The following is a 23,803-nucleotide window of genomic DNA, read 5'->3' on the forward strand; positions in this document are numbered from 1 at the left end:
GTGGACCGCCCGCAGCGCCGCCTGTACCACCTCAACCGCTCGGTGCACGACGCCGAGCGCTTCGCCGAGTTGCTCGCGTTGGAGCAGGACTGGGTCGTTCGCGCGGCGGCCCGCATCGAGCGCGACGGACCCCTGCCCGCGTCGCACCGCGCCTTCGTCGGCGCGCTGACCGACCTGCTGAGGGCGGAGGAGGCCGCCGGGTACAGCGAGAACGAGCGCTACCTGGCGCGGGACGCGACGCTGGAGCAGTTCAAGGTGGTGGTCGCCGAGTTCGCCGTCGACGGCCTGGTGGAGTCCCAGTCCCACCTGGCGATCATCCCCCGGCTCCCGGCGCGGGCCCGGATGGCCGTGTTCCGGGTGCTGGTCGACGAGTTCGGCTGCGGCAACGACGAGCAGGAACACGCCGCCCTGTACCGGAAACTGGTGGCGGAGCTGGACATGCCGACCGACGTGACCCACTACGCCGACCGCGCGGACGAACCGAGCCTGGCCTACGTCAACCTGTTCCACTGGCTGGCCGCCCGCGCCCCGGTCCCGGAGTACTTCCTCGGCGCCTACGCGTACTTCGAGTCGAGCGTCCTCTACGCCTACCGCAGCTACGCGGAGGCCACCGAGCGCCTGCGCGTGACCAACCGTCAGTACTACACCGAGCACCTGTACATCGACACCTTCCACAGCAGGCAGATGCGAGCGGCCCTGCGCGCCCTGGCAGCCGAACGGCCGGTGGACTTCGGCAAGGCGTGGACGGGCGTGCTGCTGACCAGCACCGTGGTCGCGGAGGCGACGGACAACGCCATCGCCAAAGCCCGAAGGGCGGCGTAGCGGTGCCCGAGCCGACCATCCGACCGGTTGGCCGCGACACCGTCCTGGTGACCGTCGACGGCATCCGCACGCTGATCGCCGCCGCCTGCCCCCACCGAGGCGGCCGCCTGCGCTTCGGCCGCATCGACGCCGGACGCATCACCTGCCCCCTGCACCACGCGTCGTTCGACCTGACGACCGGCGACCAGGTGGGCGGCCCGCCGTGCGGCCCGCTGCGGGTGACGCCGATCAGCTGACCCCGTCGAGATCGTCGGGTTGTCGTCGGACGCGTTGGAGCCGGCCGATGCACTTGTGCCCGGAACTACCCGTCTACGACCGGAGGCGGCCGACGCCCGCCGTCCGCAGCGCCACGCCGCAGTTGGGGCGGTACACCATTCGGTTGGAACAGCGTGCGAGGTTCCAGTTCCTCGCGAGGAACGACCCGGCCTGCGGGTTGGGGTGGAAGTAGTCGTTGACGTTGCAGTCCCAGTAGTAGTCCAGGTTCCCGTTCGGGGACGGGCACACGTTCGAGCGGTAGTTGCCCGAATGAGGACCGCCGTCCTTGTAGCACATGACGTCGGAGTCGTCGTTGCAGTGACCGGCGCCCGAGCTGTTGGGGGTGTTCGGGAGCACGGCCCCCATCGAGTGCCCCTGCTCGTGCAGCATGTAGGTGAAGGGGCACCGGCCGTAGACCACCGCGATGCCGGGCGCGTTGTTGACGGCGTTCTCCACACCGGGCCGGGTGTCGCCGCTGCCGTAAGCGACGCCACCTCCGCAGCCACCGTCACCCCAGTAGACGACGTTGTCCTGACCGGTGGTCCGCTGGCCCTGACGCGCGATCTCCTGGTCGATGGCGCCGATGTCGCTGTTGTTGTGGCTGCTGCGCAGGACGCGGACCGCGGGCTGGCCCGAAGCGTCGCACGCGACGCGCAGCGACAGGTCACCGCCGTACTCCGCGGCGCGGTTCGACACCATCGCGTTGGACTGGATGAAGTGCTGCCTGATCAGCGGCACCATCGTCGCCGACGCGTCGGGCGCACCGGCGGGGATCAGATAGACCAGCTGGATCCGGTACGAGTCCGAAGCGCAGTGATGCGAACGCGCGGCCAGGGTCGTGGTCGCCGACGGGTCCACCGCGTCCCGAACGCCCTTGTCCTTGGCGAGCGGGGCGTCGATGTGGGTCACCATGTCACCATGCGCCGTGCGCACCTTGAACTGGCCGTTGCCCAACGCGCACACGCGGTCGCCCAGACCAGGCTCGGGTGCGAACTCATCGGCACGGCGACAACGCTGGGCGGCCGACGCCGACGGCCCGTGCGAGTGCGGAGCCATGCCCTCGGCGTGAGCGTGGTCATCGACGTTGCGACCAGCGGCGGCGACCGGAACCGGGGTGCCGGCAGCGGCCGCGCCGGGCAAGGCCATGACGGACACGGTGATCGCGCCGGACGCGATCACCGAGAGGAACTTCTTCATCGACACTTCAACCTCCAACGGTCGAGCAGGGTTGTGTCTGAGCTGGATGGCAACGATCGGCATCCAGGAGGTTTTCCGGTGTCCCGGCAGTGGACGTGGCCGCCGGGGACTGGTTGCCGCCGGCGGGCAGGGCGGCGATCGCGGCACGCAGGTTGGGCAAGGGGCCTGTGGATGCCGTCGGTCTAGCGGGAATCGGGCAGGATCACCCAACCGCCGGGCCGTTCTCCGCCTGTGCCGCGCCCGGCCACGTCAGCAGACCGGCGAGCAGGCAGTCACCACAGGCATGACCACTCTGGCGAAACGGGTCATCAATTCCTCACATCCTCACGCGGAAGCCGATCGGCCAGGCGGAAGCGGCGGAGGACGAATCGTCCACAAAGGACATATCAGCTCACCCACTCGGCGACCGGCGGTGAGTGCGCCTCTTAGCACTGTGGCAGCCGAAAAATGTTTCGGCAATGCCTCCGAACCGGTTCCACAGTGGATGCCCTACGAGTTCCTCACCCGGCGTGCTGAAGTAGACACCGCCGCAGTGTGAAGATCTCCCAAGCCCCGACGGCGCTTGGGAGATCTTCCGGGTCAGGCGATGGTCGGCTCGGGCTGGGCTTGCTCGTGCTCCAGGGCACGGTCGCGGGTCTCGGCCAACAGGGAAACGCTGACCAGGGAGAGCACGGCGATCAACGAGAGCATCACTCCGATCGCGATGCTGCCGAAGGACGCGGCGAGACCGGGCGCGACCAGCGGAGGAATGGCCCCGCCGAGGACCCCGGCGAGGTTGTAGCCCAGCCCGGCGCCGGTGTAGCGGTGCCGGGCGGCGAACAGCTCTGGCAGGTAGGAACCCGCTGGGCCGTAGGCGATCGCGAAGATCACCAGAGTGCCCGACAACCCGATCGCGAACGCGGCCGCGCTACCGGTGTCCAGCAGCGGGAACAGCACCAGGGCCCACACGATGCCGGCCACGCACGAGACGCGGATGACGTTGCGGCGCCCGAACCGGTCCGACAGCGTCCCGGAGATCATCGTCACGACTCCGAACAGCACCGCGGCACCGATCCCGATGCCCAGCACGACCGGACGGGACAGTCCCGCACCCTTCGGGTTGGTGCCGTAGCTCGTCAGGTAAGCCGTGCCCATGTAGAAGAACGCGAACAGCATGGCCAGCGCACCGGCCGCCAACAGCACCTCACGCGGCTGGGCCCGCATCACCTCCAGGAACGGCATCCGCCTCGTCCGGTCCACCGGACTCGCCTTCCGGGCCGCGCGGAACGCCGGGGTCTCCTCGATGCTCACCCGGACGTAGAGACCCACCAGGACCAGCACGATCGAGAACAGGAACGGAATCCGCCAGCCGTAGGACAGGAACGCCTCGTCGGTGTCGCCCATGATCAGTCCGGTGGCCAGGAAGGTGCCGCTGGACAGGGCGAACGCTATCGCCGGGCCGAGCTGGGGAAACACACCGTAGAAGCCGCGCCGGTGCTTGGGCGCGTACTCCGCGGTGAGCAGCGTCGCGCCCGCCCACTCTCCCCCGACCGCGAAGCCCTGCGCGAAGCGCAGCACGACCAGCGCGATCGGAGCGACGACCCCGGCGGTCTCCGCCCCGGGAAGCAGTCCGATGAGGACGGTCGCGACCCCCATCAGCAGCAGCGTCGAGATCAGGGTGCGTTTGCGGCCGATCTGGTCGCCGAAGTGACCGAACACGATCGCGCCGACCGGGCGGGCGACGAACGCCACCGCGAACGTCGCGAACGAGGCCACCGTGCCCGCCGTGGAACCCAGCGCCGGGAAGAAGACCTTGGGGAACACCAGTGCCGCGGCGGTGCCGTAGATGAAGAAGTCGTAGAACTCGATGGTCGTGCCGGCGCAGCTGGCGGCCGCGACACGCCACAGCGGGACCGGCGGAGTTGTGCTGGGTTGCGAACTGGGCATCGAGACTCCTCGTCGAGCTCGGGCTCTGGGGGTGTGCTGCTGGCCAAAACTGCTGTTGAGGGCTCTCCTCACCAGGTGCGGAGGCCGGGTGAGCGGGTATCTTCCGGATGGCCGGGCAGCCTCGCTACCCCCGCACAGGGGTAGCGCCGGCCGGGCCGGGCGGGTTCGCTGCCGACACGGCACCGACGAACGCAGGAGGTCACGTGTCCGCAGTGCTGCGGCCGGCCGACGGGGAGCTCTACCGACGTGCCCTGCGCGGGATCCGCGACCGGACCGGGGTGCACCTCGCCTTCGCCGGTCAGGTCCGCGACCAACGCCTGGTGCTCTGCGAGTTCCTCGGCGCGCGCACCACCGGGCTGCGCGACCTGCACGTCGAACCGGGCAAGGGCGTGGGCGGCACCGTGCTGCAACGCCTACGCCCGTACGGAGTGTCCGACTACCGGGCGGCCCGCTCGATCACGCACGACTACGACGATCTCGTGCTGGGCGAGGGCATCCACGCGACGGTCGCCGTCCCGATCGCAACGCACGGCCAGGTCCGCGGCGTGCTGTACGGGGCGGTTCGCTCGGACCTGCCACTGGGCACCCGCACGGTCGACGCCCTGGTCGCCATCGCCAACGACGTCGCGCACGAGTTGCGGGTGCGCGACGAGGTCGACCAGCGGCTGCACCTGCTCGGACCGACCGTCGTGGAATCCCTTACCGCAGAACGGGAACAGCTCCGCGAGCTGCACGCGGAGCTGCGCGGCATCGCGGCCGACGTTCCGCCCGGCCCGCTCCACGACCGGCTGCGCCGCGCGTGCGACCGGATCAACGCCCTGGGCGGCCCGGCGCCGCGCCCCGCACCGTCGACGGCGCTGTCCCCACGGGAGATCGACGTGCTGAGCCAGATCGCCCTCGGCTGCAGCAACGCCGAAGCCGCCGTGCGGCTGGCGGTCAAGCCCGAAACGGTGAAGGCGTACCTGCGCAGTGCGATGAGCAAGCTCGCGGTCCACAACCGATACCAGGCCGTCCTGGCCGCCCGAAAGCTCGGGCTGCTGCCCTGAACTCCCCACGAGGCGGCCTGCTCGTGGGTACGCCGCGGCTCGCCGATCAAGTCCTCGATCAGGGCACCCACAACGCCCTGGCGTTCCTGGGGCATCGAGCACGAACACACCAGGACGGCGTGCTGACAGACCTGCACACGGACACCGGAATTCGACGATTTCCGCATGCGCCAACCGAAAACGGGCGATGCGGCCGGAGTCCACACGAATACGGGCACGCCGGAGCCGATCCGCACCCGTTAACTGGCTCTCACGCGTCTGGTGTCGTACGCCCACATCGCGATCTCGACGCGGTTGCGGGCGCCGAGCTTGGTCATCAACGATGCGACGTGGTACTTGACCGTGCTCAGGCCGACGAAGAGCTCGGTCGCGATCTCGGCGTTGGTCCGGCCCCGTGCCACCAGCGCGAGCACCTCCTCCTCGCGCTCGGTGAGCGGGTCGATGGGCTGGACCGGGACCGCCGGCGCCTGGTCGGCGAAGGTCGCCAGCAGCCGGCGGGTGACGTTGGGGGCGATCAGCGCGTCCCCGTTGGCCGCCGCGTGGATGGCCTGCACGAGGAGCACCGGACCGGCGTCTTTGAGCAGGAAGCCGCGCGCGCCGGCGCGTAGCGCGCCGAGGACGTACTCGTCGAGGTCGAAGGTGGTGATCACGACGACCGCCATCGGGTCCGTCACGTCAGGCCCGGCCAGGCGTCGCGTCACCTCGACGCCGTCGAGCCCCGGCATCCGGATGTCGACGAGGAGGACATCGGGACGCAACTTGGTCGCCAGGTCGAGCGCTGCGAGCCCGTCTGCCGCCTCCCCCACGACCTCGATGTCCGGTTGCGCGCCGAGGATCATCACCAGCCCGGTCCGGACCAAGTCCTGGTCGTCGGCTACGACAACACGGATGTTCATGCCACCTCCTCCACCGGCAGCACGGCCTCGACCACCCAGCCACCCTCGGGCCCCGGCCCCGCGAAGAGCGATCCGCCGAGGAGCTGGGCGCGTTCGGCCATGCCCAGCAGGCCGAACCCGGGCTTCGGGGCCGGCCCCGGCTCGGTCTGTCCGTCGTCGCTGACACGCAGCCGGACAGCGTCGACCTCCCGGCGTACGTCGATCTCGACGCGGGTCACGCTCCGGGCGTGCCGTACGGCGTTGGTCAGCGACTCCTGCGCGAGCCGGTAGAGCGCGGTGTCCACCGGTCGTGCCAGCCGGGTCAGTGAACCGTCCAGCGAGACCTCGACGGTGGGCGTCGCGTCGGCGCGCGCCAGAGCAGGCAGATCCGCCACACCCAGCTGCGGTGAGAAGGCGACGGCTTCCCCCTCACGCAGCACCCGCACCATCGATCTCATCTCCGCCAGGGTTCGCGACGCTTCAGCCTCGATCACGGCCAGGAACTCGGCAGCCTTCTCAGGCTGGATGCCGGCGACCACACCACCGGCCTGCGCCTGCACCGCGATGGCCGACACGTGGTGGGCCACTGTGTCGTGCAGCTCGCGCGCCAGCGCCACCCGCTCCTGATTGCGGATCTCGCGCTGTTGACGATGCCAGAGGTCCGCGCGGTAGCGGAACACCGCCGCGAGGGCGACGAACAACAGCAACAGGACGCTCCCGCCGAAGAGGTCGGCCAAACCCGCGGCGGAGGCGTACATCCCCAGCGCGACGACGACTGTCACGAACGCCGTGCCCAAGACGATCTCCCGTCCCGAACCCCACCGCACCAGGGAGTAGAGCAGGATCAGGACGACCGTCGTGGAGTAGAGGCCGAGCTCCCCGGCGTGCACAGTCAACTGGAGGACCGAGAGCAGCCCGGTGACGCCCCACCCGGCCAGAGCGGCCACCAGGGGGCGGCTGCGCCGCCAGAGCAGCGCGGGCATCAGCGCCAGGGCGAGCACCGTCACAAGTGGCTGCCAGGCCAAGCCCGGCACAACGATGCCCTCGACCAGGACGGCAGCCGCGAACACTCCCACCAGCAGGTAGTCGAGACGGCCGACGGGTGGGGCGTCAGCAGGCCGCGGCTCACGCCAGAGGGAGCGCCAGACAGTGACCACGGCTCCAGCCTAGGGATCGGCGTGCCTCGGCGTACCAGCCGAAAGAACAGGACGGAGACCATGCCATCGGCCAGGCGAACCCCAGCCTCCGGGCCGGGGCGCCCGCCGCCGGGCTCAGCGATCGTGGATCCACCGATCCTCAGCACAACGGAGCCCACGATGAGAACACGTCAACCCACCACCGCCGCGCTGGAAGACCAGCGGATCCCGGTGAGAACCAAGCTCGCCGCAACGTGGACGAGCCTCATGTTCCTGTACGCCTACGTGGACATCCTCAACTTCTTCACGCCCGGCGTCATCCAGGAAGTCCTCGACGGCAAGGTCTTCGAGTTCGACCTCTCCCAGACCTTTTCGACCGCGGCGCTGACGCTCATGGCCATCCCGATCTTCATGATCGTGTTGTCGATGACGCTGCCCGCCAGGGTGAACCGCACCACGAACCTCGTCGTGGCTTCGCTCTTCGTGCCCGTGACGGCGTTCAACGCGGCGGGCGAGTCCTGGCTGTACTTCTACGGCCTCGGCATCGCACTGGAATTGATCCTTCTCGCCCTCGTCGTGCGGTACGCCTGGACCTGGCCTCGCACCGCGCCGTCGGCGACCAGCCCGGACCGTGAAACCGTTCGCGCCCAACAGCAAGCTTCGCGTCGATGAGCACGGTCGTCAGGCCCGGAGCCATCGAGGTTCTGGGCCTGCGACCAGGTTTTCCGGTTACGGGCAACGCTTCCAGGAGAAGAAGTAGTCCGTCTTGGCGTAGCCGTCGAGCGAGTCCATCGCCATGAAGCTCGTCTTCTTCGGATCCGACGTGCCCACGTTGACCCGCAGCTCGGTGTTGATGTTGAGGTTCCTCTTCACGCCGCAGGGCGGGTAGATGATCGGCGAAGCCACGTCCGTGGCCCGCCATTCGTCATCCACCGGGCCCTGCCAGCTGTGGCTGCGGTAGCCGGTGTCCGCCATGCCCTGGAAGTAGTAGGTGGACCTCAGGGAACTCGTGGCACCACGTTCGAGGTGGAGGTAGCCGGCATAGTCGACCTTGGAGATGCCGTAGACGAAGCCCTCCGGCGCGTTCACCCTGATGCTCAGCTGGCAGTTCTTCCGGAAGTCCGTCGGCCCGGCACCGGGGCCGACCTTGGCCGCGTAGCTGCTGAAGACCACGTGGAAGGCGGAGTTGTCCGGTGACACCGACACCGAGGTCGTGCCACTGGGGCAGCCGCTTCCGTTGATCGTGTCGATGGTGACCGCGCCGGGTGGCGGGATGTCGGCCTGAGGGAGGACGACGGTGGACATCGCCAAGGCCGCGGCGACAATCGCGTGGATCATTGGACACCTTCCGGCTCGTACGCTGGGCAGCGGCGGAGAAGAAGTACCCAACCCGATGACGGCGGCTTGGTGGGTTTCCTGCCGCCTTGCGATTACCTGACGATCGGCGGGCGTCGGGAGACGCCGTCACCGCCCAAGGCCGGCGACCGGAGCGGCGGCGCCCAGGTCTTGCTGAGTCCGTGATGAAGCGCTGGCGGGCCAGTGGACGATCCCCGACTTCACCCCGTTCATGATCCCCAACGGGGTGCCGCTGACGTCCTACGGCGGTGAGGCCGCGTACCTCCCGGCCGACGTCTCCACGCCGGGCAAGCACGTCGTCGTCCTTGCTGACTGACTGTCCGGGTGCTCGGCCACGCCCACGGCCACGCGACGCCCCGTCTGCTGGAGCCGCATCCCGGAGAGGGGCGTCGCGAGGCCTGGGCTCACCGGGAGAACGCCGTCGGGTCCACCGGCTGTTGCGCTCTCGGGAGCTTCGCGACCACCAGCAGGTAGGAGTCGGTCACCAACTCCTCCACGAGCCCGCGGTCGAGGGAGCCGTCCCCGTGCAGGGTGATCCAGTGCTTCTTGTTCATGTGGTAGCCGGGAGTGATCTCGGCGTGCTGTTCACGCAGCGCCGCCGCCTCGTCGGGGGCGGCCTTGAGGATCACCATCGGTTCGCCGGTCACGTCGGTCATCAGCATGAAGACCTTGCCGCGCACCTTGTGCAGGTCCCACTCGGGACCGAAGGGATGCTCCAGCACACTGCCGGGCAGGCCCTCGGCACACTTGGCGGCCATCTGCTGCAACTTCTTGCCGTTCATGATGTACAGGTTCCTTGCCCCGGTCAGGACGCGATCGCGTCTGTCGCGGTCCGAGTGAACGCCCAATTGGAATGCACGATGCGCCAGGCACCATCGATCAGCCGGTAGACCTCGGTGGCGTTCCACGCCCGCAGCTGCTGCTCTTCGCCGTTGTCGTCGAGCACGTAGGTGTTCAGGTTGAAGGCCAGAACCGCGAAATCACCGCTGTCGCCGACGCTCACGGCGGGATTGAGGTACTCGCTGCGGACGATGTGCGGGTTCGAGTAGATCGACTCGATGTGCGCGACAACCGCGTCACGGCCGACGACCAGTTCCTCCAGCACCGGATCGAAGTAGCTGATCTCCTCGGCGTAGTTGTCGAGGTACCCGCGGTTGTCGCCGGCACTCCACCGCTCGTTGAAGGACTTCTCCAGCTCGAGAACAGTCTTGCTGATCTCTTCCTTGCTGACGCTCAATGCCATTTCTCCTGATAGACGCTGCGTTCTGCGGCCCGCCCCAGCAAGTCTTCCTCGGGATCAGGGACATCCAGCGGCAAACAACGGACACTTCATGGTCAGCGGCGGACAAGCGGACAGCCACCTCTTAACAGCGCAACACTTCCCCGTTCGGGGCATGAGCCGTTCGGCTTCTCGCTTGGAGGTTTCCAAGCGATACCAAGGAGCTCGCACAGCGCGCTCGGTGAGCGCCAACGCGAGAGGATCCCGTGTCCGAACAGCCTGCTGGACTGGGAGCTGTGGGGCCGCGGTCCAGCAGGGACAGACGCGGCCACAGCCCGACTGCTGCACCGAATCGACAAGGGCGACCACCCGGACCTCGCCGCACCACTCAGGAAACTCGCCGATTCCTTGTGAGCCGCCGTCAGATTGCTTGGAAGGCTGACGACACAGTCGCCATGGTCGAGTGCTGGCACAACCAGAAGTTGTGACACGCCCGCTGATCCGTTGTTGGTGCCGGACACTCCTGACCCGATTCAATCTCGCGGCAACAGCGAACTGTCCACGACGGATGACGGAGCGAAGCAAGTGCGGAACATGTGGCGGAGGGCCAACCTCGGCCGGTCGTTCGGGTGGTTGTGGTCCGCGTACGCGGTCAGCGCCTACGGGACCGGGATCGGCTTCGGAGCGTTCTCGGTCGTTGCCATCACAGTCCTGGACGCGAGCTCGGCGGAAGTGGCGGCGTTGTCGGCGTCCGGTCTCGCGATCGGGGCTGTGCTGGCGGTTCCTCTGGGGCCGTGGATCGAGTTCCACGCCAAGCGGCCGGTCATGATCGTCATGGACGTGACCCGCTTCGCGGCCTTGGCGTCGATCCCCCTCGCCCACCTGCTGGGCCTGCTGTCCTTCGAGCAGCTCTTGCTGGTCTCGATCGTCGTGGCGGCCGCAAAAATCGTCTTCACGGCCGCCAGCGGCGCATACCTCAAGACGATCGTGCCCGCCGACGGGCTTGTGGTGGCCACGAGCCGGTTCGAGTCCACCACCTGGTCGGCCACGATCATCGGACCACCTGTCGGCGGTGCCGCGATCGGCGTGCTGGGGCCGGTGATCACCGTGGTCGTCGACGCGGCCAGCTACCTCGTGTCGGCGCTCTTCATCAGCGCGATCAGGGAACCGGAGCAGCCCCCGCGCAACAAGGAGCTCAGCACTCGCAAGTGGAACGACGTCGTCGAGGGGTGGCGCTACGTCCTCGCCCACCCCACGCTGCGTCGGTTGTTCTTCAACACCGTGCTGGTCAACGCGCTGATCATGGCCGGTGAGCCGCTCCTGTCCGTGCTGATGCTCTCCCAGCTGGGATTCTCGGTCTGGCAGTACGGGTTGGCGTTCGCGGTCCCGTGCATCGGAGGGCTGATCGGGTCGCGGATCGCCCGCCGTGTCGCCCACCGCTGGGGCGAACAGAGGGTGCTGCGGATCTTCGGTGCGCTGCGCGCCGTCTGGCCGCTGGGGCTGGTGTTCACCCAGCCGGGCTTGGCGGGCCTGCTGATCGTGATGGCCACCCAACTCGGACTGATCATCTGCATGAGCATCTTCAACCCCGTGTTCGCCGCCTACCGGTTGAACAACACCGATGCCGGTCGGCACGCCCGTGTTCTCGCCGCCTGGTCGATCACCAACAACCTCAGCATTGCCGCGGTCACCATGCTGTGGGGCCTGCTCGGCCAGCTCATCGGCCTGCGGGCGGGCCTCGCCGTCGCGGGAGTCCTGCTTCTCGCGACACCGCTCCTGCTGCCGCGGCGGACCAGCGGCCAGGAACCCCCTGCTCCTGTTCCGCCGGCCGAAGAGGCGGTCCCGGCCAGCGGCAGCGCACGATCATGACTCCATCCCGACCGCGGCGGGCGATCAGTCGGCTCCGTGGTGGGTGGACCAGGTCATGGGTGAGGTCCGCAGACCTGCCCGCACGGCCGCGTGCACGGCACGCGCCAACCTCGCGCCGTACACGGAACGCGGTCCGCCGTACGCCTCCGCCGGACCAGTGGTCGGGCACAACAGGATCATGGCGTCGGTGGGCGTTCCGGTGCCGGGCACTCCGCCCTCCACCAAGGCCTGGGCCTTGGCCTCCGCGGCGGTGGCCACCGCGTTGACCAACGCCGCCGGCGTCAGCCGCACGGGGAACCACCCCACCACGTTGATCGTGCCCGGCAGCCACGCCAACGTCTCGTCGCCGGCCGCCCAGGTCGGGTGGGCGCCGATCCCGGTTGTCGCGGTGACGGTCACCCCCTGGTCGGTCACGGTGACCTCCTGGCGCACGTCCAGGGCTGTCAGCATGCCGGTGCCGGGTTCGGTCAGACCGCACGCGGCAGCGAGTTCGACCACGTCGTCACCCGGATCGTCGCGTTCGTAGTCCGACGGCACCGTGGCGTTGAGCACCCATGCCCGCTCACCTATGCCGCCGCCGTGGACCGCGGACGAAATCGCGAGCCACGGCCGGTCGGTCCGCCACAGCAACACCGACCGGCCCGCCACCTGGTGGTGTTCCGGTTTCATGACGTTCCCTCCGTCCGTTCACCGCTCGGGGAGCGTTCGGCCCAGCGAGCTCAGCAGCGCGGCGGCCTCGGCCGCGATCATCGGGTCGGCGCTGTGCGCGGCGGTGATCTGCAACGCGCGGGCGGCAAGGGGGTCGCGGTTCCTGCCGGCGTCGATCACCTCGCGTTCTCGGATCGTGTCGGCGCGCAGGTCGTAGTCGACCACGTCGAGCGGCAGCGCTTTCCAGTAGTGGGCCAGCGAATCGTCCACGCCCCGGCCGGGCCAGGTTCGGTAGATCTCGTCCCACGAACCGTCGTCCAGTTCGATCGAGTCGCGGCAGACCGGGTCGCGCAACGGCTGGTACCGGCAGTCGGCGGACAGTCGCGGGCTGCTGCCGGTGTTCGGGCTGCCACCGTGCACCGTGTGCGCGGTGAAGATCAGGACGTCACCCGGCCCCATTGGTCCACTGTGGACTGTCTGGATGGTGGTGTCGATCTCCCAGCCGACGATCGTCCCGGCGGACAGCCTCAGCGGCAGGATCCCGCCGCGGTGGGACGCCGGCACGATCGCCAGCCCACCCGATCGGGCGGTGACCGGGGCGAGTGGGGTCCAGACGGTGAGCGTGCGCGCCGAGCCCTGCACGCCGGGGTGGTCCTGGTGCCATCCGCTCACGTACGAGTCCGCGGAGGACTCCGGCGGCACGAAGCGCAACACCTTGCGGGGGTGGACGAAGACCGGTTCACCGAGCAGGCCCTCCAGCACGTCCAGCAGCTCGGGCGAGTGCATCAACGCGTGGAACTCCCGCAGGCTCCACATCTCGCCGCGGACGGCCTCGCGGGTCGCGCCATCGCCTCGCGTCATCGTCCGGACGTCGATCTCCGGCAGGTCCTCGTCCACAGCCTCCGCGGGCCGCAGCCACCCCGCGACCGCGGCGAGGGCGAGAACGCGATCGCGTACCCGCTTCACCTCCTGGGCGGGCAGCACGCCGCGCAGGAAGACGTAACCGTCCTCGGCCAGCGGGTCGGTCAGGCGTGAGGTGTCGCCGAGCAACGGCGTGGAGTCGGTGTAGTGATGGTGTTCCACAGCGGCCTCCTGTGCGTGCCGTCGGCTCAAGGGGTTCGGATCGGCACCACCAATGGCCCGTCCTCGGTGTCGACCACCCGAACCCGCGCCTGGTAGTGGGTGGCGATCATGGATTCGGTGATCACCTCGGGCGGCGTCCCGCTCGCGACCACACGCCCGCCCGCCAACAGGACGACCCGGTCGGCGTACGCGCCGGCGATCGACAGGTCGTGCATGGTCGTGAGCACGGTCAGCCCGCGATCGCGGCGCAGGGTGTCCACGAGGTCGAGCACCTCTTGCTGGTGGCCGATGTCCAGGGCGCTGGTCGGCTCGTCGAGCAGCAACAGCCGCGCTTCCTGCGCGAGGGCACGGGCCAGGAACACCCGTTGCAGCTCTCCGCCGGACAACGTCGGCAACACGCGGTCGGCGAAGTCCCGCAGTTCCAGGCGGACCAGGACCTCGCGAACCACATCGAGATCGGCGGCCGACTCGCGGCCGAACCTCGGGATGTACGGGGTGCGGCCGAGCAGGACGTAGTCCAGGACCGTGACGCCCGGCGGCACGACCGGCGACTGGACGACCATGGCCACCACGCGGGCCCGCTCCCGATGCCGCATCCGCCGCACGTCACGGCCGAACAGCGACGCGACGCCGGTCGCGGGCACCAGACCGGTGACGGCGTTGAGCAGCGTGGACTTGCCCGCGCCGTTGGGACCGATGATCGCCACCCACTCGCCAGCCTCGACGGTCAGGTCCACCCCGTGGAGGATGACACCACCGCCCAGCTCCACCCGCAGGCCGCGGGTGGTGATCACCGGGTGGGGCGCGGTCACAGCCGCATCCTGGTGCTCGTGCGCAGCACCAGTACGAAGAACGGCGCGCCCAGGAACGCGGTGACCACACCGATCGGGATCTCGGAGGGAGCCGCGGCGGTGCGCGCCAGCAGGTCGGTCAAGACCAGGAACGCGCCGCCGAACAGCATCGACAACGGGAGGATCGTGCGGTACCCGGCGCCCGCGAGCAGCCGCACGGTGTGCGGCACGATGATGCCCAGGAACCCGATCAGCCCGGAGACCGACACCGCCGCCGCCGTGCCCAGCGACGCCGCGGCGGCCAGCACGTACCGCGTGCGCTGCGGGTTCAGCCCCAGCCCTGCCGCCTCCGCGTCGCCCACCGACAACACGTCCAGATCCCGCCGGTGCAGCAACATGACCACCACGGTCACCACCGCGTAGGGCAGCACCAGCAGGACGTCGCGCCAGCCCGCGGTGCCGAGCCTGCCCAGCAGCCACGAGTAGATCTCGCGGATGGCGTCGGCGTCGCGCTGCATCAGGAACGTCTGAGCGGCCGCCAGGAAAGCCGACACCGCGACGCCTGCCAGGATGAGGGTGGACGGCGAGCGGTCGCCGCCGCCCCGTGAGGCGAGGACGTAGGTCAGAATCACGGCGGTGATCGCGCCGACGAACGCGGCCAACGGAGTGGCCAGGGGCAGCGCCGCGGTGGCGTCGGCGCCCGCACCGCGGCGCAACGTGATCACCGCGGTGACCCCCAGACCCGCTCCCGCCGCCACGCCCAGCAGGTGCGGGTCGGCCAGCGGGTTGCGGAACACTCCCTGGTAGCAGCCGCCCGCCAGGGCCAGCAGTCCGCCGACCAGCAGCCCCAGCACGACCCTGGGCAGCCGCAGTTGCACGAGCAGCGCTTGTTCACGCTCCGAAAGCCCGCTGACCAGGTCGACACCGGGGAGCAGGTCGAGCAGTTCCACCGCTACGGCTGACATGGGAAGGGACACCGGCCCGTAGCTCACGCCCACGATCGCCGCGACAAGTACCGCCAGCAGGCCGACGCCGAGCCACACCGGCCGCAACCGCGCAGGCCGCAACCGCGCCGGATCGGCCGCCTCCCGCTCTGGTGCGTCGCTCTGGACCGGCTTCAGCACGGTGGCCAGCCAGCCCCTCATCCGGCCTCGCTCGCCGCGGCCGCGATGGTCCGGACCAGTTCCACGACGCGAGGGCCCCAGCGCGAGGCGATGTCGTCGTTCAGGGCGACGATGCGGCCGGTGCGCACAGCCGTGATGCCGCTCCAGCCCGGACGTGCCTTGACGGTGTCAGCGGTCTGCCCGCAGCACTTGGTGTCGGCCAGGAAGATCAGGTCCGGATCGGCGTCGATCACGAACTCGGCGGACAGCTGCGGATAGCCGGCGTTGGCGTCCCGCAGTTCCGCGCGGTCGGCCACGTTGACCAACCCGATGCGGTCGAACAGCGCCCCGATGAACGTCGTGCTGGTCACCGTGTACAACGCCTGGTCCAGCTCGAAGTAGTACGTGGGTTTCACCTGCCGCTGGGGCACCTTCTCCACGATCTGGGCGATGTCGCTCCTCATCCTGGTCACGACGTCGGCCGCCTCGGAGGTGTGTCCGGTCAGCCGCCCCAGATCCTCGAGTTGCGTGTAGCTGTCGTCCAGGGTCCGGGCCGGGCCTGCCTGGTACACCGGGATCTTCAGCGTGCCGAGCTGGCCTGCGATCTGGTTGATGTCGCTGGAGATCACGACCAGGTCCGGCTGGTGGGCCGCGATGGCCTCGGCGTTGGGCTGGAACCCGGACAGGGCCGACTTGGGCGCGTCGGCGGGATGGTTGGACTGGTCGTCCACCGCGGTCACCTGCGCGCCCGCGCCGATGGCGAAGAGCATCTCAGTCGCGGTGGGAGCCAGCACCACGATCCGCTCGGGCCGCTTCTCCAGCGTCACCGACCCGATGGTGACCGGAAAGCCTGCCGTCGCAGAGGGTTTCGTGGGTTCGGCCGGCGGCGTGCCGCACGAGCCGATCAAGAGCCCTACCGCGAGCACCGCCGCGACACCACTACGCGAAATCCCCGGCACCAAACCACCCCTGGGTGCTCGAAACGCCTGCGTCCCCCACGATCACCGCACCGTTGCTCCGACGCTACCCGTCCGCCTCGTCTCCGGGATGCTCCGTCTGACGTATTCACCGGCAATCGACACAGGGTGATTCCGCGCGATCTGGAATCGAATCAGTCTCGCAGTTGCCGTCCGGTCAAGGTGACGAACACGTCTTCGAGGGTGGCCTGCCGCGTGACGAGGCGGCCGATCCGGAACCCCGCCGACGCGGCCACGGCGAACAACGCCTCGACCGCTGTGTGGACCTCGGTGACGGTGAGCGCGTAGCCGTCGTCGAGCCGCTGCACCGAGTGCACGCCGGGCAGCTGCGCGAAATCGTGCTCGCCGTCGATCGCGAACTCGACGACACTCGTGCCACCCAGCGACGAGATCAGTTCGGCGGGCGTGCCCTCGGCGATGACCCTGCCGTGGTCGATCACCGCGACCCGGTCGCACAACCGCTCGGCCTCGTCGATGTAGTGGGTGCTCAGCAGCACCGTGCTTCCCTGTGCGCGCAACCGTTCCAGCACTTCCCAGATCCGATGACGCGCCTGCGGGTCCAGCCCCGCCGTCGGCTCGTCCAGCAACAACAACCGCGGATCGCCGACGAGCGCGCATCCCACGGCGACGCGCTGCTTCTGCCCACCCGACAGATGTGCGAACAGGGCGTCCTGCCGGTCGGACAGAGCCAGCAACTCGATCAACGAGTCGACCGAGGGGCCTTGCCGGTAGAAGGAGCGGAACAGCCGGAGCAGTTCGCGGACGGTGAGGTGGTCGGGCAGGTGCGTCTCCTGCAGCGCGATGCCCACCTCGGCTCGCAGCCGCTTGTCCTTGCGCCACAGGCCGTCGAGCACCACGACCTCACCGCTGTCCGCTTCGAGCAAGCCGGCGATGATCTCCATGGTGGTGGTCTTGCCCGCGCCGTTGGGGCCGAGCACGCCGAAGCACTCACCCGCGCGCACATCGAGGTGCAGGCCGTCGAGCGCGGTCACCGATCCGTAGTGTTTGACCAGGTCCCGGCACCGCACCGCGAGTGACGACATGATCTCGCAAGGCTACCATCGACCACGCCATGAACTTCTACGCACACCAGTTCGGTCAATTGGTCCTGGCGCGGCTGCGCACTTACTACCGCGAGCCGGGCAGCGTGTTCTGGACGTTCGCCTCGCCGGTGCTGCTGGCGCTGGTGCTGGGCATCGCCTTCCGGGGGGTCGAGTCCGGTTCCGGACGCGATGAGCAGTACATCCACTTCCTGATCCCCGGTCTGATCGGCATGGGCTTGATGACCAGCGGACTGTGGGGCGTCGGCTATTCCATCGCCGACATGCGCATTCGCAAGCTGGTCAAGCGAATGGTCGCCGCACCGATGAACAAGTCGGCGTTCCTGTTCAGCTTCGTCGTGGTGCGTGCCTTGGTGATGCTGCTGGAACTGCCGATCTTGCTGGTGTTCGGCGTGCTGGTGTTCGACCTCCCCGTCCGGGGTTCGCTCGTGCTGCTGACGGCGGTGACGGCGTTGGGCGCACTGGTGTTCGCGGGTGTCGGCCTGCTCGTCGCGGCACGGGTTCGAAGTCTGCAGACGGTCAGCGGCCTGCTCAGTGCCGCCACCATGCCGATGTACCTGGGGTCGGGGATCTTCTTCCCGTCCTCCCGCTACCCCGAGGCGCTCCAGCCGCTGCTGGAGGTGCTGCCGCTGACCACGGTCAACGACGTGCTGCGCGCGGTCGTGATCGAGGGCGCGGGACTGTCCGCCGTCGCGGGCGGGGTGCTGGTGATGCTGGCGTGGGCGGTGGGCAGCTTCGCGGTGGCGACGTGGATCTTCAGGTGGTCGGACTGAAGATCAGGCGTGGGGCTTGAGGTGGCACCCTCGTTCCACGTGCACGACTTCACCGGTGCGATCCAGTCGGAGCATCTGGGCGTGGTACGACAGCACCTGCTCGTAGTCGACGCCGAACAGCGGACCGTGGCCCTTGGTCCTGACCTGTTCCGCGGTCCACGACCGGTAGTCGCCGGGGTCGCGCAGCAGTCCTCGTTCGAGGCAGTGGCTGTACATGTCGGTGCCTGGCAACGGGGTGAGGATGTTCGGGTTCGGACTGTGGGGACGGGTCTCGGTCAGGAACTCCATCGTCATCTCGTAGTCCTCGGTCGTCTCGCCGGGGACGCCCAGCAGGAGGTTGGCGCCGAAGCGGATGCCGTGCTCGGCGCACAGCTTCGCGGCCCGGTACTGCGTCCGTGCGCTGCCGGGCTTGCGCAGTGCGCGCAACAACGTCGGCGAGGCGGTCTCGAAACCGAACCACACCAGGCAGTTCGCGCCGGCGAGGGCCTCTGCCACCGTCGGGGTGAAGTGCGTGGCCGTGCAGTTGAAGCTGAACTCCACGTCGGGCAGCTCGGTTTTCATGAACTCGGCGAACCGCACGAAGCCCGGGTAGGCGGGCGCGATCGAGTCGACCAGGACGATGTAGTTCGTGTCGTAGCGCTCGACGAAGTAGTGCACCTCCGCCACCACGTCCTCGAAAGGCCTGGCACGGCCGGCCTTGGGCGCGAACCAGTCGTTCTGGATGGTGCAGTACAGGCAGCGGAACGGGCATCCCCGTCCCAGTTCCAAGTAGATGGACCGGAACTCGCGCGTGGCTGGGAAGTGCTCGGCGGGCAGGCCGCGCAGCGTGTCCACGTCGACCAGGCCGTCATCACGGCGCGTCAGCTCGCCCAACGCCTCCACCGTCAGGCCGGTCAAGCCGGCGGCCCTGGACGCCGGCACGGCGGCAGGCGGGCAGTACACGTCCTGGTAGACCGGGTAGTCGCGCAACGGCGGGTAGTCCAGCAGGTCGAACGGCTCGCCTTGCAGGACGCTCTCGTCCGGGCGGCGCCCTGCCTCGATGTCCGTGACGAGGCCGGGCAGGGTCCGCTCGCCCTCACCGCGCACGACGTGGTCGAACAACCCGCTGTCCACGAGTTCCCCCGGAAGCACCGTGGGGTGTGCGCCACCGCCGATGGTGATCCGGCCGTCCGCACGGCACAGTTCCGCCACCTCGAACGCCTCGTCGCGCGAGTGGGACATGAAGCTGATCGCCACCACGTCTCCACTCGTGGCGGCGAGTTCCTCGGCGAGCGGTGCCTCGCTCAGCCGAGTGTCCAGCAGGTCCACCTCGTGTCCGGCGGCGGTCAGGCACGAGGCCAGCAGCGGCGTGGTCAGCGGCGCGGTCCACAGGGGGAACCCGACCCGCTCGGGTTCCGCGACGAACACGAGTGTCACCTTCACGAGATCCTCCAGCAGCGGGCGTGTCACCAGATCGGGGCAGTGGAACGGCACTCGCCAGAGTCGAGCAGAGCGTGGACACCGCTTGCTGGATCCCGTGGTCCAAATAGGACACCACGTCGTTCTCGGCATGGTCGTACATCCGGCGGCCACGTCCGCTGATCAGTTCGCGGTGGTGACAGGCCTGCCGGAGAGATCGGCGCGGTGACGCAGGGACCAGAACTCCGGCAACGCCGCCGGCAGCCTCATTCGCTCCAATTCGACCGTCTCGCAGGAAAGCCTGGCCAGTGGCATGACATTGTCCTGGATTTCGACAGAAGTCTTTCCCCCATGAGGCCCCCTGGACTCGATGCGGCGGCGATCACAAGCGCCGAACGACAACTCGTCAAACGAAGTCGTGGTCAATATGATCTCTCTCCCGCAAGACCAACCCTCATCCATCCGCCTCGCGCCGGTCAACCGACGTCAACCGATCGGAGCAGTGCCACAGGGGCTGGTTCGCAAGGATTCGCCTTTACTTCCGGGTTGGAATTTCCCACGTTCTCGCAGCTGGCGGACGAGGTGGGCGCGATCTCGGACACCTGACTGGTGTCGTGGCGTTCGACCGGAAGTGGGAACAGGAGGCGGCTTGGCGGGACTTCGGTACAGCCTGCACTACTTCGATCTTCCTGCTGGCTTCATTCTCAGAACTACGGGCAATCACTAATGTTCTCACCACATTGCCACGTCGAATTCAAGCGGAGTAATCATGCGAACGACTTCCCGTCTCATCGCGACCATCGCACTGAGTGTCGGCCTCTCAGCCGGGGTGCTGGCGCCCGCAGCGCTGGCGCAGTCCCAGCAGGAAGTTGTGACTCACAGCGCCGTCGAACCCTGCGACCACGCGAAGGATTCCGCCAGGACGCTGCTCAAGATGCTCAAGCGGATGACCAACTCGAACGACACGCAGTTCCTCATCAACGAAGTTCAGTGGGTGCGAGACAATTACTCGTCCCCCGAGCTCGACGAGTTCACCGCGCGAATCCTGAACGGACTCAAGAACCACTGCTGAGATGATCGAGCAAGCCCTTGTCCGCATCTGGTGACCGATGTGGACACTCGACCGGGCAGCAGGCCTGGTCCGGAGGCACTTCGCGTGACCCCCGGACCAGGCCTTCGCGCGTCACCTACTCGGTGAACATCGTGTAGGAGCGCATCTGGTCGAAGCGCTGCGCGGCCAGGTCTTCGGCGCGGATCAGGAAGCACCCGAAGTAGTACTCGCTCTGCGTGGGGAACTGGGCGAGCGGCAGCCATTCCCGGACCAGCCGGGGCTTCTCTTCTCTCTGCAGGCGCCACCGCTCTTCGATCGGCAGGTTTTCGCCCGCTGCCCGGTTCTGGACGCTGTCGAAGGTCATCTGCGAGTGCGGGTCGTCCGCACCGCCGATGTTGCGGCAGTACCCGCCGATCCGGAGCGGGCTCCAGTAGGGGTCGTCGGTCTCCGGCCAGAGCTCGCCGACGATCTCGCACAGCTGGTCGATGTGCTTGAGCTCGTCGAACAGGTGCTTCACGGTGTCCGCCTCGTGCTGGACGTCGCGGTCCTTGATCCAGCCCGGCAGTTCCGCCGCCACCCGTGCGGTGATCCGTCGCTCGGGGATCAGGTACGGAGTGTCCTCGTAGGAGAACGTCCTGGAGTCGTGGTCGGGCGGCGGTGCCGCCACCTCTGCCTCCGTGCCCGCGGGAACGTACAGGACCCGCGCGTAGGCGGGAGAGGGATGTTCCTCCATGTCCTCCTCGTGGTGCAGGAAGAACAACAGCGATCCGTCCGCCGGCAGATCGAGCCCCTCGGCCCGCGGCAAGGCCGCGCAGTCGACGGAACCGATGAACGGCAACGGGTCCTCGTCGCCGCCCGGCCATTCCACGCCCACCGGTAAGCGGGGAAGACCGCCCATGTGGCCGACGGTTTCCTCCCCGTCCTTGCCCGGCCACGCCCAGACCGCGAACCGGAGGTGCTCGGCGAACCTGCCGACCTCGTCTTCGGGAATGCCTCGATCGATTGCCGCACTGCGGAACTGCTCGTAGCGATCCATGGCGAAACATGATCGCAGAACGGTGAAAGCGCTCTCAGCCGCGGTCCGGTTGAGACGGAATACCGATTTCCTTTACGTCCTTTGGCCGATCTGGCCGGTAGAGCAGGCACCCCTATCAGTGGTACAGCAGGCTGTACCACGGCCGGATGACCTGCAGTTCAGGAGCGCAGTCGCATTCTCCGTGTGCGCCGGGATTCCTTCGCCGGCCTTATGATTCGCACCCATGCCGCCTCCTGAGTCCCCAATGCGATCCGGCCGCGTTCGCGCGGCACTGGACGCCTTGGAGCAACTCGTCGGGGGTCTCGCGACGTCGCTGCTCGCGTTGTTCTGCTTGCTGGCGATCGTTCTCACCGGCCTGCTCACCCTCGTCGGGGTGGGGCTGCCGCTGGCGCCGCACGTCGTCAGGCTGGCGCACCTGATCGCCGAGCGGGAGCGGTCGCGGCTCAGCCGTTCCGGCCCGGAACTGATCAGCCCGGGGCCGGGCCCTGCTCGCCTGTGGGACGCCCTTCGGCACCGGGAGACCCGGCGCGAGCTCATCTGGGTCGCCGTGCACGGGGTTTCGGGTTTCACGCTGAGCGTTGTCGCACTGCTGCTGGTGCTGAGCTCGGTCCGCGACGGCACGTTTCCCCTGTGGTGGCACCTGATCCCCGAAGGAGGGGCCTCCCCCACGCTCGATCTGTGGGTGGTGCGCGACTTCCCCGGTTCCTTCGCGGTGAGCCTGCTCGGAGTCGGCTGGCTCTTCATCGCCATCGGGATCCTGCCCGCGATGGCACGCCTGCAGGGACTGCCCGGCCGTCGCCTGCTGCAAGCCGGCCCCGACACCGATCTCGCCCTGAGGATCGCGCACCTGTCCGCGGCCCGCGCGGCCGCGTTGGACGCGCACACCACCGAGTTGCGGCGCATCGAGCGGGCGCTGCACGACGGGGCGCAGAGCCGGATGGTCGCGGTGAACCTGTTGGTCGGTGCGGCCCGCAAGGCCGCACAGCGTGGTTCGACCGATCTCGACGAGGTGCTGGGGCGAGCCCAGGACGCGACGGAGGCCGCGCTCGACGAACTGCGGCTGGTGGTGCGCAGCATTCTGCCGCCGGTGCTCGCCGACCGCAGCCTCGCCGACGCTCTCGACGGGCTCGCGGCCACGAGCCCGGTGCCGTGCCGGATCGAGGTGGACCTGCCCGGCCGGTACGCGGCGTCGGTCGAGGCGACGGTGTACTTCGTCGTCGCGGAGGCGTTGACCAACATCGCCAAGCACAGCCGGGCCACGCGCGCCGAGGTGGAACTGCGCAGGGACGAGGACCTGTTGTGGTTGCGCGTCACCGATGACGGCCGCGGGGGTGCGACCGAGGGAGCCGGCTCCGGTGTCGGCGGTGTTCGCGCCCGAATCGAGGCACATGACGGAACGTTCGAGCTGACGAGTCCCGTCGGCGGGCCGACTATTCTGATTGCAAGGGTGCCATGCGGATTGTGATCGCCGAGGACGACGCGTTGTTGCGTGAAGGCCTCGTTCTTCTACTTCGTGCCGAAGGACTCGACGTGGTGGCCGTGGCGGAAGACGCCATGGGCTTTCTCGACGCCGTGGACGAGCACAAACCCGACACGGTTGTCGTGGACGTCCGGATGCCGCCTACTCACACAGACGAGGGCATCGTCGCCGCCGTCGCGGCACGGCAGCGGTATCCGGATCTCGCGGTGCTCGTGTTGTCGGCCCATGTCGAGCAGGCCTTCGCCACGGATCTGCTCGCTGCCGGGAGTTCGCGTCTCGGTTACCTGCTCAAGGAACGCGTGGGCCGGGTCGACGAGTTCATGGACGCGCTGCACCGCGTCGCGGACGGCGGGACCGCCATCGATCCCACCGTGGTCGCGCAGCTGGTCAGCCGCAACGTCGTCGACAACCGGCTGGACCGGCTCAGCCCACGTGAGCACGACGTCCTCGCGGTGATGGCGGAAGGCCTCGGCAACGGCGCCATCGCCCGGCGGCTCGTGATCACCGAAGGCGCCGTGCACAAGCACATCCGCAGCATCTTCGCGAAACTGGGTCTCGCACCCGACGACAGCGCGGACCGCAGAGTCACCGCCGTGCTGCGTTATCTCGACGACGCTCGCCGGAGGTAAGGTCTTCCAGCCAGCTGTACCAGCTTTCCGGCAGTCCACAGGATTTCCGGCCGCATTGCCTTCTCATACTTT

Annotated in this window: 24 protein-coding genes; 9 read left to right on the forward strand and 15 right to left on the reverse strand. The window is 68.5% G+C overall.

Translation table 11 applies throughout. The features are described 5' to 3' along the window. Complete coding sequence (locus tag G7043_RS26300) at positions 1 to 822, forward strand: iron-containing redox enzyme family protein (protein ID WP_166049888.1); 822 nt, start codon at positions 1 to 3, stop codon at positions 820 to 822. Between the two features lie 2 nt (positions 823 to 824). After that, positions 825 to 1,058 (forward strand): Rieske (2Fe-2S) protein, encoded by a 234-nt coding sequence (locus tag G7043_RS26305; protein WP_166049889.1) that lies wholly within the window; start codon positions 825 to 827, stop codon positions 1,056 to 1,058. A gap of 73 nt (positions 1,059 to 1,131) precedes the next feature. Here G7043_RS26305 and G7043_RS26310 read toward each other — a convergent pair whose 3' ends face one another. Together G7043_RS26310 and G7043_RS26315 are read right to left on the reverse strand one after the other, a co-directional pair. Next, entirely contained in the window at positions 1,132 to 2,274 is a 1,143-nt protein-coding gene (locus tag G7043_RS26310; RefSeq protein ID WP_166049890.1) for a hypothetical protein, read from the reverse strand. Positions 2,275 to 2,853: 579 nt separating this feature from the next. After that, the gene (locus tag G7043_RS26315) at positions 2,854 to 4,200 is read right to left on the reverse strand and encodes an MFS transporter (RefSeq protein ID WP_166049892.1); all 1,347 of its coding nucleotides are present in this window, start codon (positions 4,198 to 4,200) and stop codon (positions 2,854 to 2,856) included. Positions 4,201 to 4,403: 203 nt separating this feature from the next. Between G7043_RS26315 and G7043_RS26320 the strand changes: the two genes are divergently transcribed. Then, on the forward strand, positions 4,404 to 5,246 hold the full coding sequence (locus G7043_RS26320; protein ID WP_313888075.1) for a helix-turn-helix transcriptional regulator: 843 nt from the start codon (positions 4,404 to 4,406) through the stop codon (positions 5,244 to 5,246). A gap of 239 nt (positions 5,247 to 5,485) precedes the next feature. Here the strand turns inward: G7043_RS26320 and G7043_RS26325 are convergent, their stop codons facing one another. Both G7043_RS26325 and G7043_RS26330 read right to left on the reverse strand, forming a co-directional pair. Continuing rightward, a complete protein-coding gene (locus G7043_RS26325) occupies positions 5,486 to 6,142 on the reverse strand; it encodes a response regulator (RefSeq protein ID WP_166049896.1) in 657 nt (218 codons plus the stop codon). After that, entirely contained in the window at positions 6,139 to 7,278 is a 1,140-nt protein-coding gene (locus tag G7043_RS26330; protein WP_166049898.1) for a sensor histidine kinase, read from the reverse strand. The genes G7043_RS26325 and G7043_RS26330 overlap by 4 nt, the downstream gene beginning before the upstream one ends. A 159-nt stretch (positions 7,279 to 7,437) precedes the next feature. Here G7043_RS26330 and G7043_RS26335 point away from each other — a divergent pair, with 159 nt between their 5' ends. Further along, positions 7,438 to 7,929, forward strand: a complete 492-nt coding sequence (locus G7043_RS26335; RefSeq protein WP_166049900.1) for a DUF6326 family protein — start codon at positions 7,438 to 7,440, stop codon at positions 7,927 to 7,929. A 57-nt stretch (positions 7,930 to 7,986) separates the two neighbouring features. Here the strand turns inward: G7043_RS26335 and G7043_RS26340 are convergent, their stop codons facing one another. From G7043_RS26340 to G7043_RS26355, 3 genes are all read right to left on the reverse strand, one after another. Then, complete coding sequence (locus tag G7043_RS26340) at positions 7,987 to 8,595, reverse strand: DUF4360 domain-containing protein (protein WP_166049903.1); 609 nt, start codon at positions 8,593 to 8,595, stop codon at positions 7,987 to 7,989. 422 nt (positions 8,596 to 9,017) lie between these two features. Further along, the gene (locus tag G7043_RS26350) at positions 9,018 to 9,395 is read right to left on the reverse strand and encodes an MmcQ/YjbR family DNA-binding protein (protein ID WP_166049905.1); all 378 of its coding nucleotides are present in this window, start codon (positions 9,393 to 9,395) and stop codon (positions 9,018 to 9,020) included. Positions 9,396 to 9,418: 23 nt separating this feature from the next. Then, a complete protein-coding gene (locus tag G7043_RS26355; RefSeq protein ID WP_207311732.1) occupies positions 9,419 to 9,856 on the reverse strand; it encodes a YybH family protein in 438 nt (145 codons plus the stop codon). A gap of 570 nt (positions 9,857 to 10,426) precedes the next feature. Between G7043_RS26355 and G7043_RS26360 the strand changes: the two genes are divergently transcribed. Then, complete coding sequence (locus tag G7043_RS26360) at positions 10,427 to 11,701, forward strand: MFS transporter (RefSeq protein WP_166050228.1); 1,275 nt, start codon at positions 10,427 to 10,429, stop codon at positions 11,699 to 11,701. A 24-nt stretch (positions 11,702 to 11,725) separates the two neighbouring features. On the opposite strand, the gene G7043_RS26365 is transcribed toward G7043_RS26360, so the two are convergent. The 6 genes from G7043_RS26365 to G7043_RS26390 form a co-directional block, all read right to left on the reverse strand. Next, positions 11,726 to 12,370: an adenosylcobinamide amidohydrolase gene (locus G7043_RS26365; RefSeq protein ID WP_166049906.1), complete on the reverse strand. Its 645-nt coding sequence runs from the start codon at positions 12,368 to 12,370 to the stop codon at positions 11,726 to 11,728. A gap of 18 nt (positions 12,371 to 12,388) precedes the next feature. Beyond that, positions 12,389 to 13,432 carry a phytanoyl-CoA dioxygenase family protein gene (locus tag G7043_RS26370; RefSeq protein WP_166049908.1) on the reverse strand — a complete coding sequence of 348 codons (1,044 nt, stop codon included), beginning with the start codon at positions 13,430 to 13,432 and terminating at the stop codon, positions 12,389 to 12,391. 26 nt (positions 13,433 to 13,458) lie between these two features. Next, positions 13,459 to 14,244: an ABC transporter ATP-binding protein gene (locus G7043_RS26375; protein WP_313888076.1), complete on the reverse strand. Its 786-nt coding sequence runs from the start codon at positions 14,242 to 14,244 to the stop codon at positions 13,459 to 13,461. Further along, entirely contained in the window at positions 14,241 to 15,368 is a 1,128-nt protein-coding gene (locus G7043_RS26380) for a FecCD family ABC transporter permease (RefSeq protein WP_166049910.1), read from the reverse strand. The genes G7043_RS26375 and G7043_RS26380 overlap by 4 nt, the downstream gene beginning before the upstream one ends. Further along, entirely contained in the window at positions 15,365 to 16,153 is a 789-nt protein-coding gene (locus tag G7043_RS26385; protein ID WP_313888077.1) for an ABC transporter substrate-binding protein, read from the reverse strand. The genes G7043_RS26380 and G7043_RS26385 overlap by 4 nt, the downstream gene beginning before the upstream one ends. A 284-nt stretch (positions 16,154 to 16,437) precedes the next feature. Then, positions 16,438 to 17,346, reverse strand: a complete 909-nt coding sequence (locus tag G7043_RS26390) for an ABC transporter ATP-binding protein (RefSeq protein WP_166049914.1) — start codon at positions 17,344 to 17,346, stop codon at positions 16,438 to 16,440. 29 nt (positions 17,347 to 17,375) lie between these two features. On the opposite strand from G7043_RS26390, the gene G7043_RS26395 reads away from it, so the two are divergent. Further along, positions 17,376 to 18,137 carry an ABC transporter permease gene (locus G7043_RS26395; protein ID WP_166049916.1) on the forward strand — a complete coding sequence of 254 codons (762 nt, stop codon included), beginning with the start codon at positions 17,376 to 17,378 and terminating at the stop codon, positions 18,135 to 18,137. Positions 18,138 to 18,140: 3 nt separating this feature from the next. Here the strand turns inward: G7043_RS26395 and G7043_RS26400 are convergent, their stop codons facing one another. Then, the gene (locus tag G7043_RS26400) at positions 18,141 to 19,559 is read right to left on the reverse strand and encodes a B12-binding domain-containing radical SAM protein (RefSeq protein ID WP_166049918.1); all 1,419 of its coding nucleotides are present in this window, start codon (positions 19,557 to 19,559) and stop codon (positions 18,141 to 18,143) included. 745 nt (positions 19,560 to 20,304) lie between these two features. Between G7043_RS26400 and G7043_RS26405 the strand changes: the two genes are divergently transcribed. Further along, on the forward strand, positions 20,305 to 20,607 hold the full coding sequence (locus tag G7043_RS26405) for a hypothetical protein (RefSeq protein WP_166049920.1): 303 nt from the start codon (positions 20,305 to 20,307) through the stop codon (positions 20,605 to 20,607). Between the two features lie 115 nt (positions 20,608 to 20,722). Here the strand turns inward: G7043_RS26405 and G7043_RS26410 are convergent, their stop codons facing one another. Continuing rightward, a complete protein-coding gene (locus tag G7043_RS26410; protein WP_166049922.1) occupies positions 20,723 to 21,622 on the reverse strand; it encodes a DUF1963 domain-containing protein in 900 nt (299 codons plus the stop codon). A gap of 223 nt (positions 21,623 to 21,845) precedes the next feature. Here G7043_RS26410 and G7043_RS26415 point away from each other — a divergent pair, with 223 nt between their 5' ends. Together G7043_RS26415 and G7043_RS26420 are read left to right on the forward strand one after the other, a co-directional pair. Next, on the forward strand, positions 21,846 to 23,087 hold the full coding sequence (locus tag G7043_RS26415; RefSeq protein WP_207311733.1) for a sensor histidine kinase: 1,242 nt from the start codon (positions 21,846 to 21,848) through the stop codon (positions 23,085 to 23,087). Next, entirely contained in the window at positions 23,075 to 23,731 is a 657-nt protein-coding gene (locus G7043_RS26420; protein WP_166049923.1) for a response regulator, read from the forward strand. Before G7043_RS26415 ends, G7043_RS26420 begins: the two co-directional genes overlap by 13 nt. Positions 23,732 to 23,803 lie beyond the last annotated feature (72 nt).

Source organism: Lentzea alba (assembly GCF_011067745.1).
GTDB lineage: Bacteria > Actinomycetota > Actinomycetes > Mycobacteriales > Pseudonocardiaceae > Lentzea > Lentzea alba.

Excerpts from the sequence above, each read along its gene's own strand:
- G7043_RS26310 (WP_166049890.1), bottom strand. The coding sequence starts at position 2,274 with ATGAAGAAGTTCCTCTCGGTGATCGCGTCCGGCGCGATCACCGTGTCC.
- G7043_RS26315 (WP_166049892.1), bottom strand. The coding sequence starts at position 4,200 with ATGCCCAGTTCGCAACCCAGCACAACTCCGCCGGTCCCGCTGTGGCGT.
- G7043_RS26325 (WP_166049896.1), bottom strand. The coding sequence starts at position 6,142 with ATGAACATCCGTGTTGTCGTAGCCGACGACCAGGACTTGGTCCGGACC.
- G7043_RS26335 (WP_166049900.1), top strand. The coding sequence starts at position 7,438 with ATGAGAACACGTCAACCCACCACCGCCGCGCTGGAAGACCAGCGGATC.
- G7043_RS26340 (WP_166049903.1), bottom strand. The coding sequence starts at position 8,595 with ATGATCCACGCGATTGTCGCCGCGGCCTTGGCGATGTCCACCGTCGTC.
- G7043_RS26350 (WP_166049905.1), bottom strand. The coding sequence starts at position 9,395 with ATGAACGGCAAGAAGTTGCAGCAGATGGCCGCCAAGTGTGCCGAGGGC.
- G7043_RS26355 (WP_207311732.1), bottom strand. The coding sequence starts at position 9,856 with ATGGCATTGAGCGTCAGCAAGGAAGAGATCAGCAAGACTGTTCTCGAG.
- G7043_RS26360 (WP_166050228.1), top strand. The coding sequence starts at position 10,427 with ATGTGGCGGAGGGCCAACCTCGGCCGGTCGTTCGGGTGGTTGTGGTCC.
- G7043_RS26365 (WP_166049906.1), bottom strand. The coding sequence starts at position 12,370 with ATGAAACCGGAACACCACCAGGTGGCGGGCCGGTCGGTGTTGCTGTGG.
- G7043_RS26380 (WP_166049910.1), bottom strand. The coding sequence starts at position 15,368 with ATGAGGGGCTGGCTGGCCACCGTGCTGAAGCCGGTCCAGAGCGACGCA.
- G7043_RS26390 (WP_166049914.1), bottom strand. The coding sequence starts at position 17,346 with ATGTCGTCACTCGCGGTGCGGTGCCGGGACCTGGTCAAACACTACGGA.
- G7043_RS26395 (WP_166049916.1), top strand. The coding sequence starts at position 17,376 with ATGAACTTCTACGCACACCAGTTCGGTCAATTGGTCCTGGCGCGGCTG.
- G7043_RS26405 (WP_166049920.1), top strand. The coding sequence starts at position 20,305 with ATGCGAACGACTTCCCGTCTCATCGCGACCATCGCACTGAGTGTCGGC.
- G7043_RS26410 (WP_166049922.1), bottom strand. The coding sequence starts at position 21,622 with ATGGATCGCTACGAGCAGTTCCGCAGTGCGGCAATCGATCGAGGCATT.
- G7043_RS26415 (WP_207311733.1), top strand. The coding sequence starts at position 21,846 with ATGCCGCCTCCTGAGTCCCCAATGCGATCCGGCCGCGTTCGCGCGGCA.
- G7043_RS26420 (WP_166049923.1), top strand. The coding sequence starts at position 23,075 with ATGCGGATTGTGATCGCCGAGGACGACGCGTTGTTGCGTGAAGGCCTC.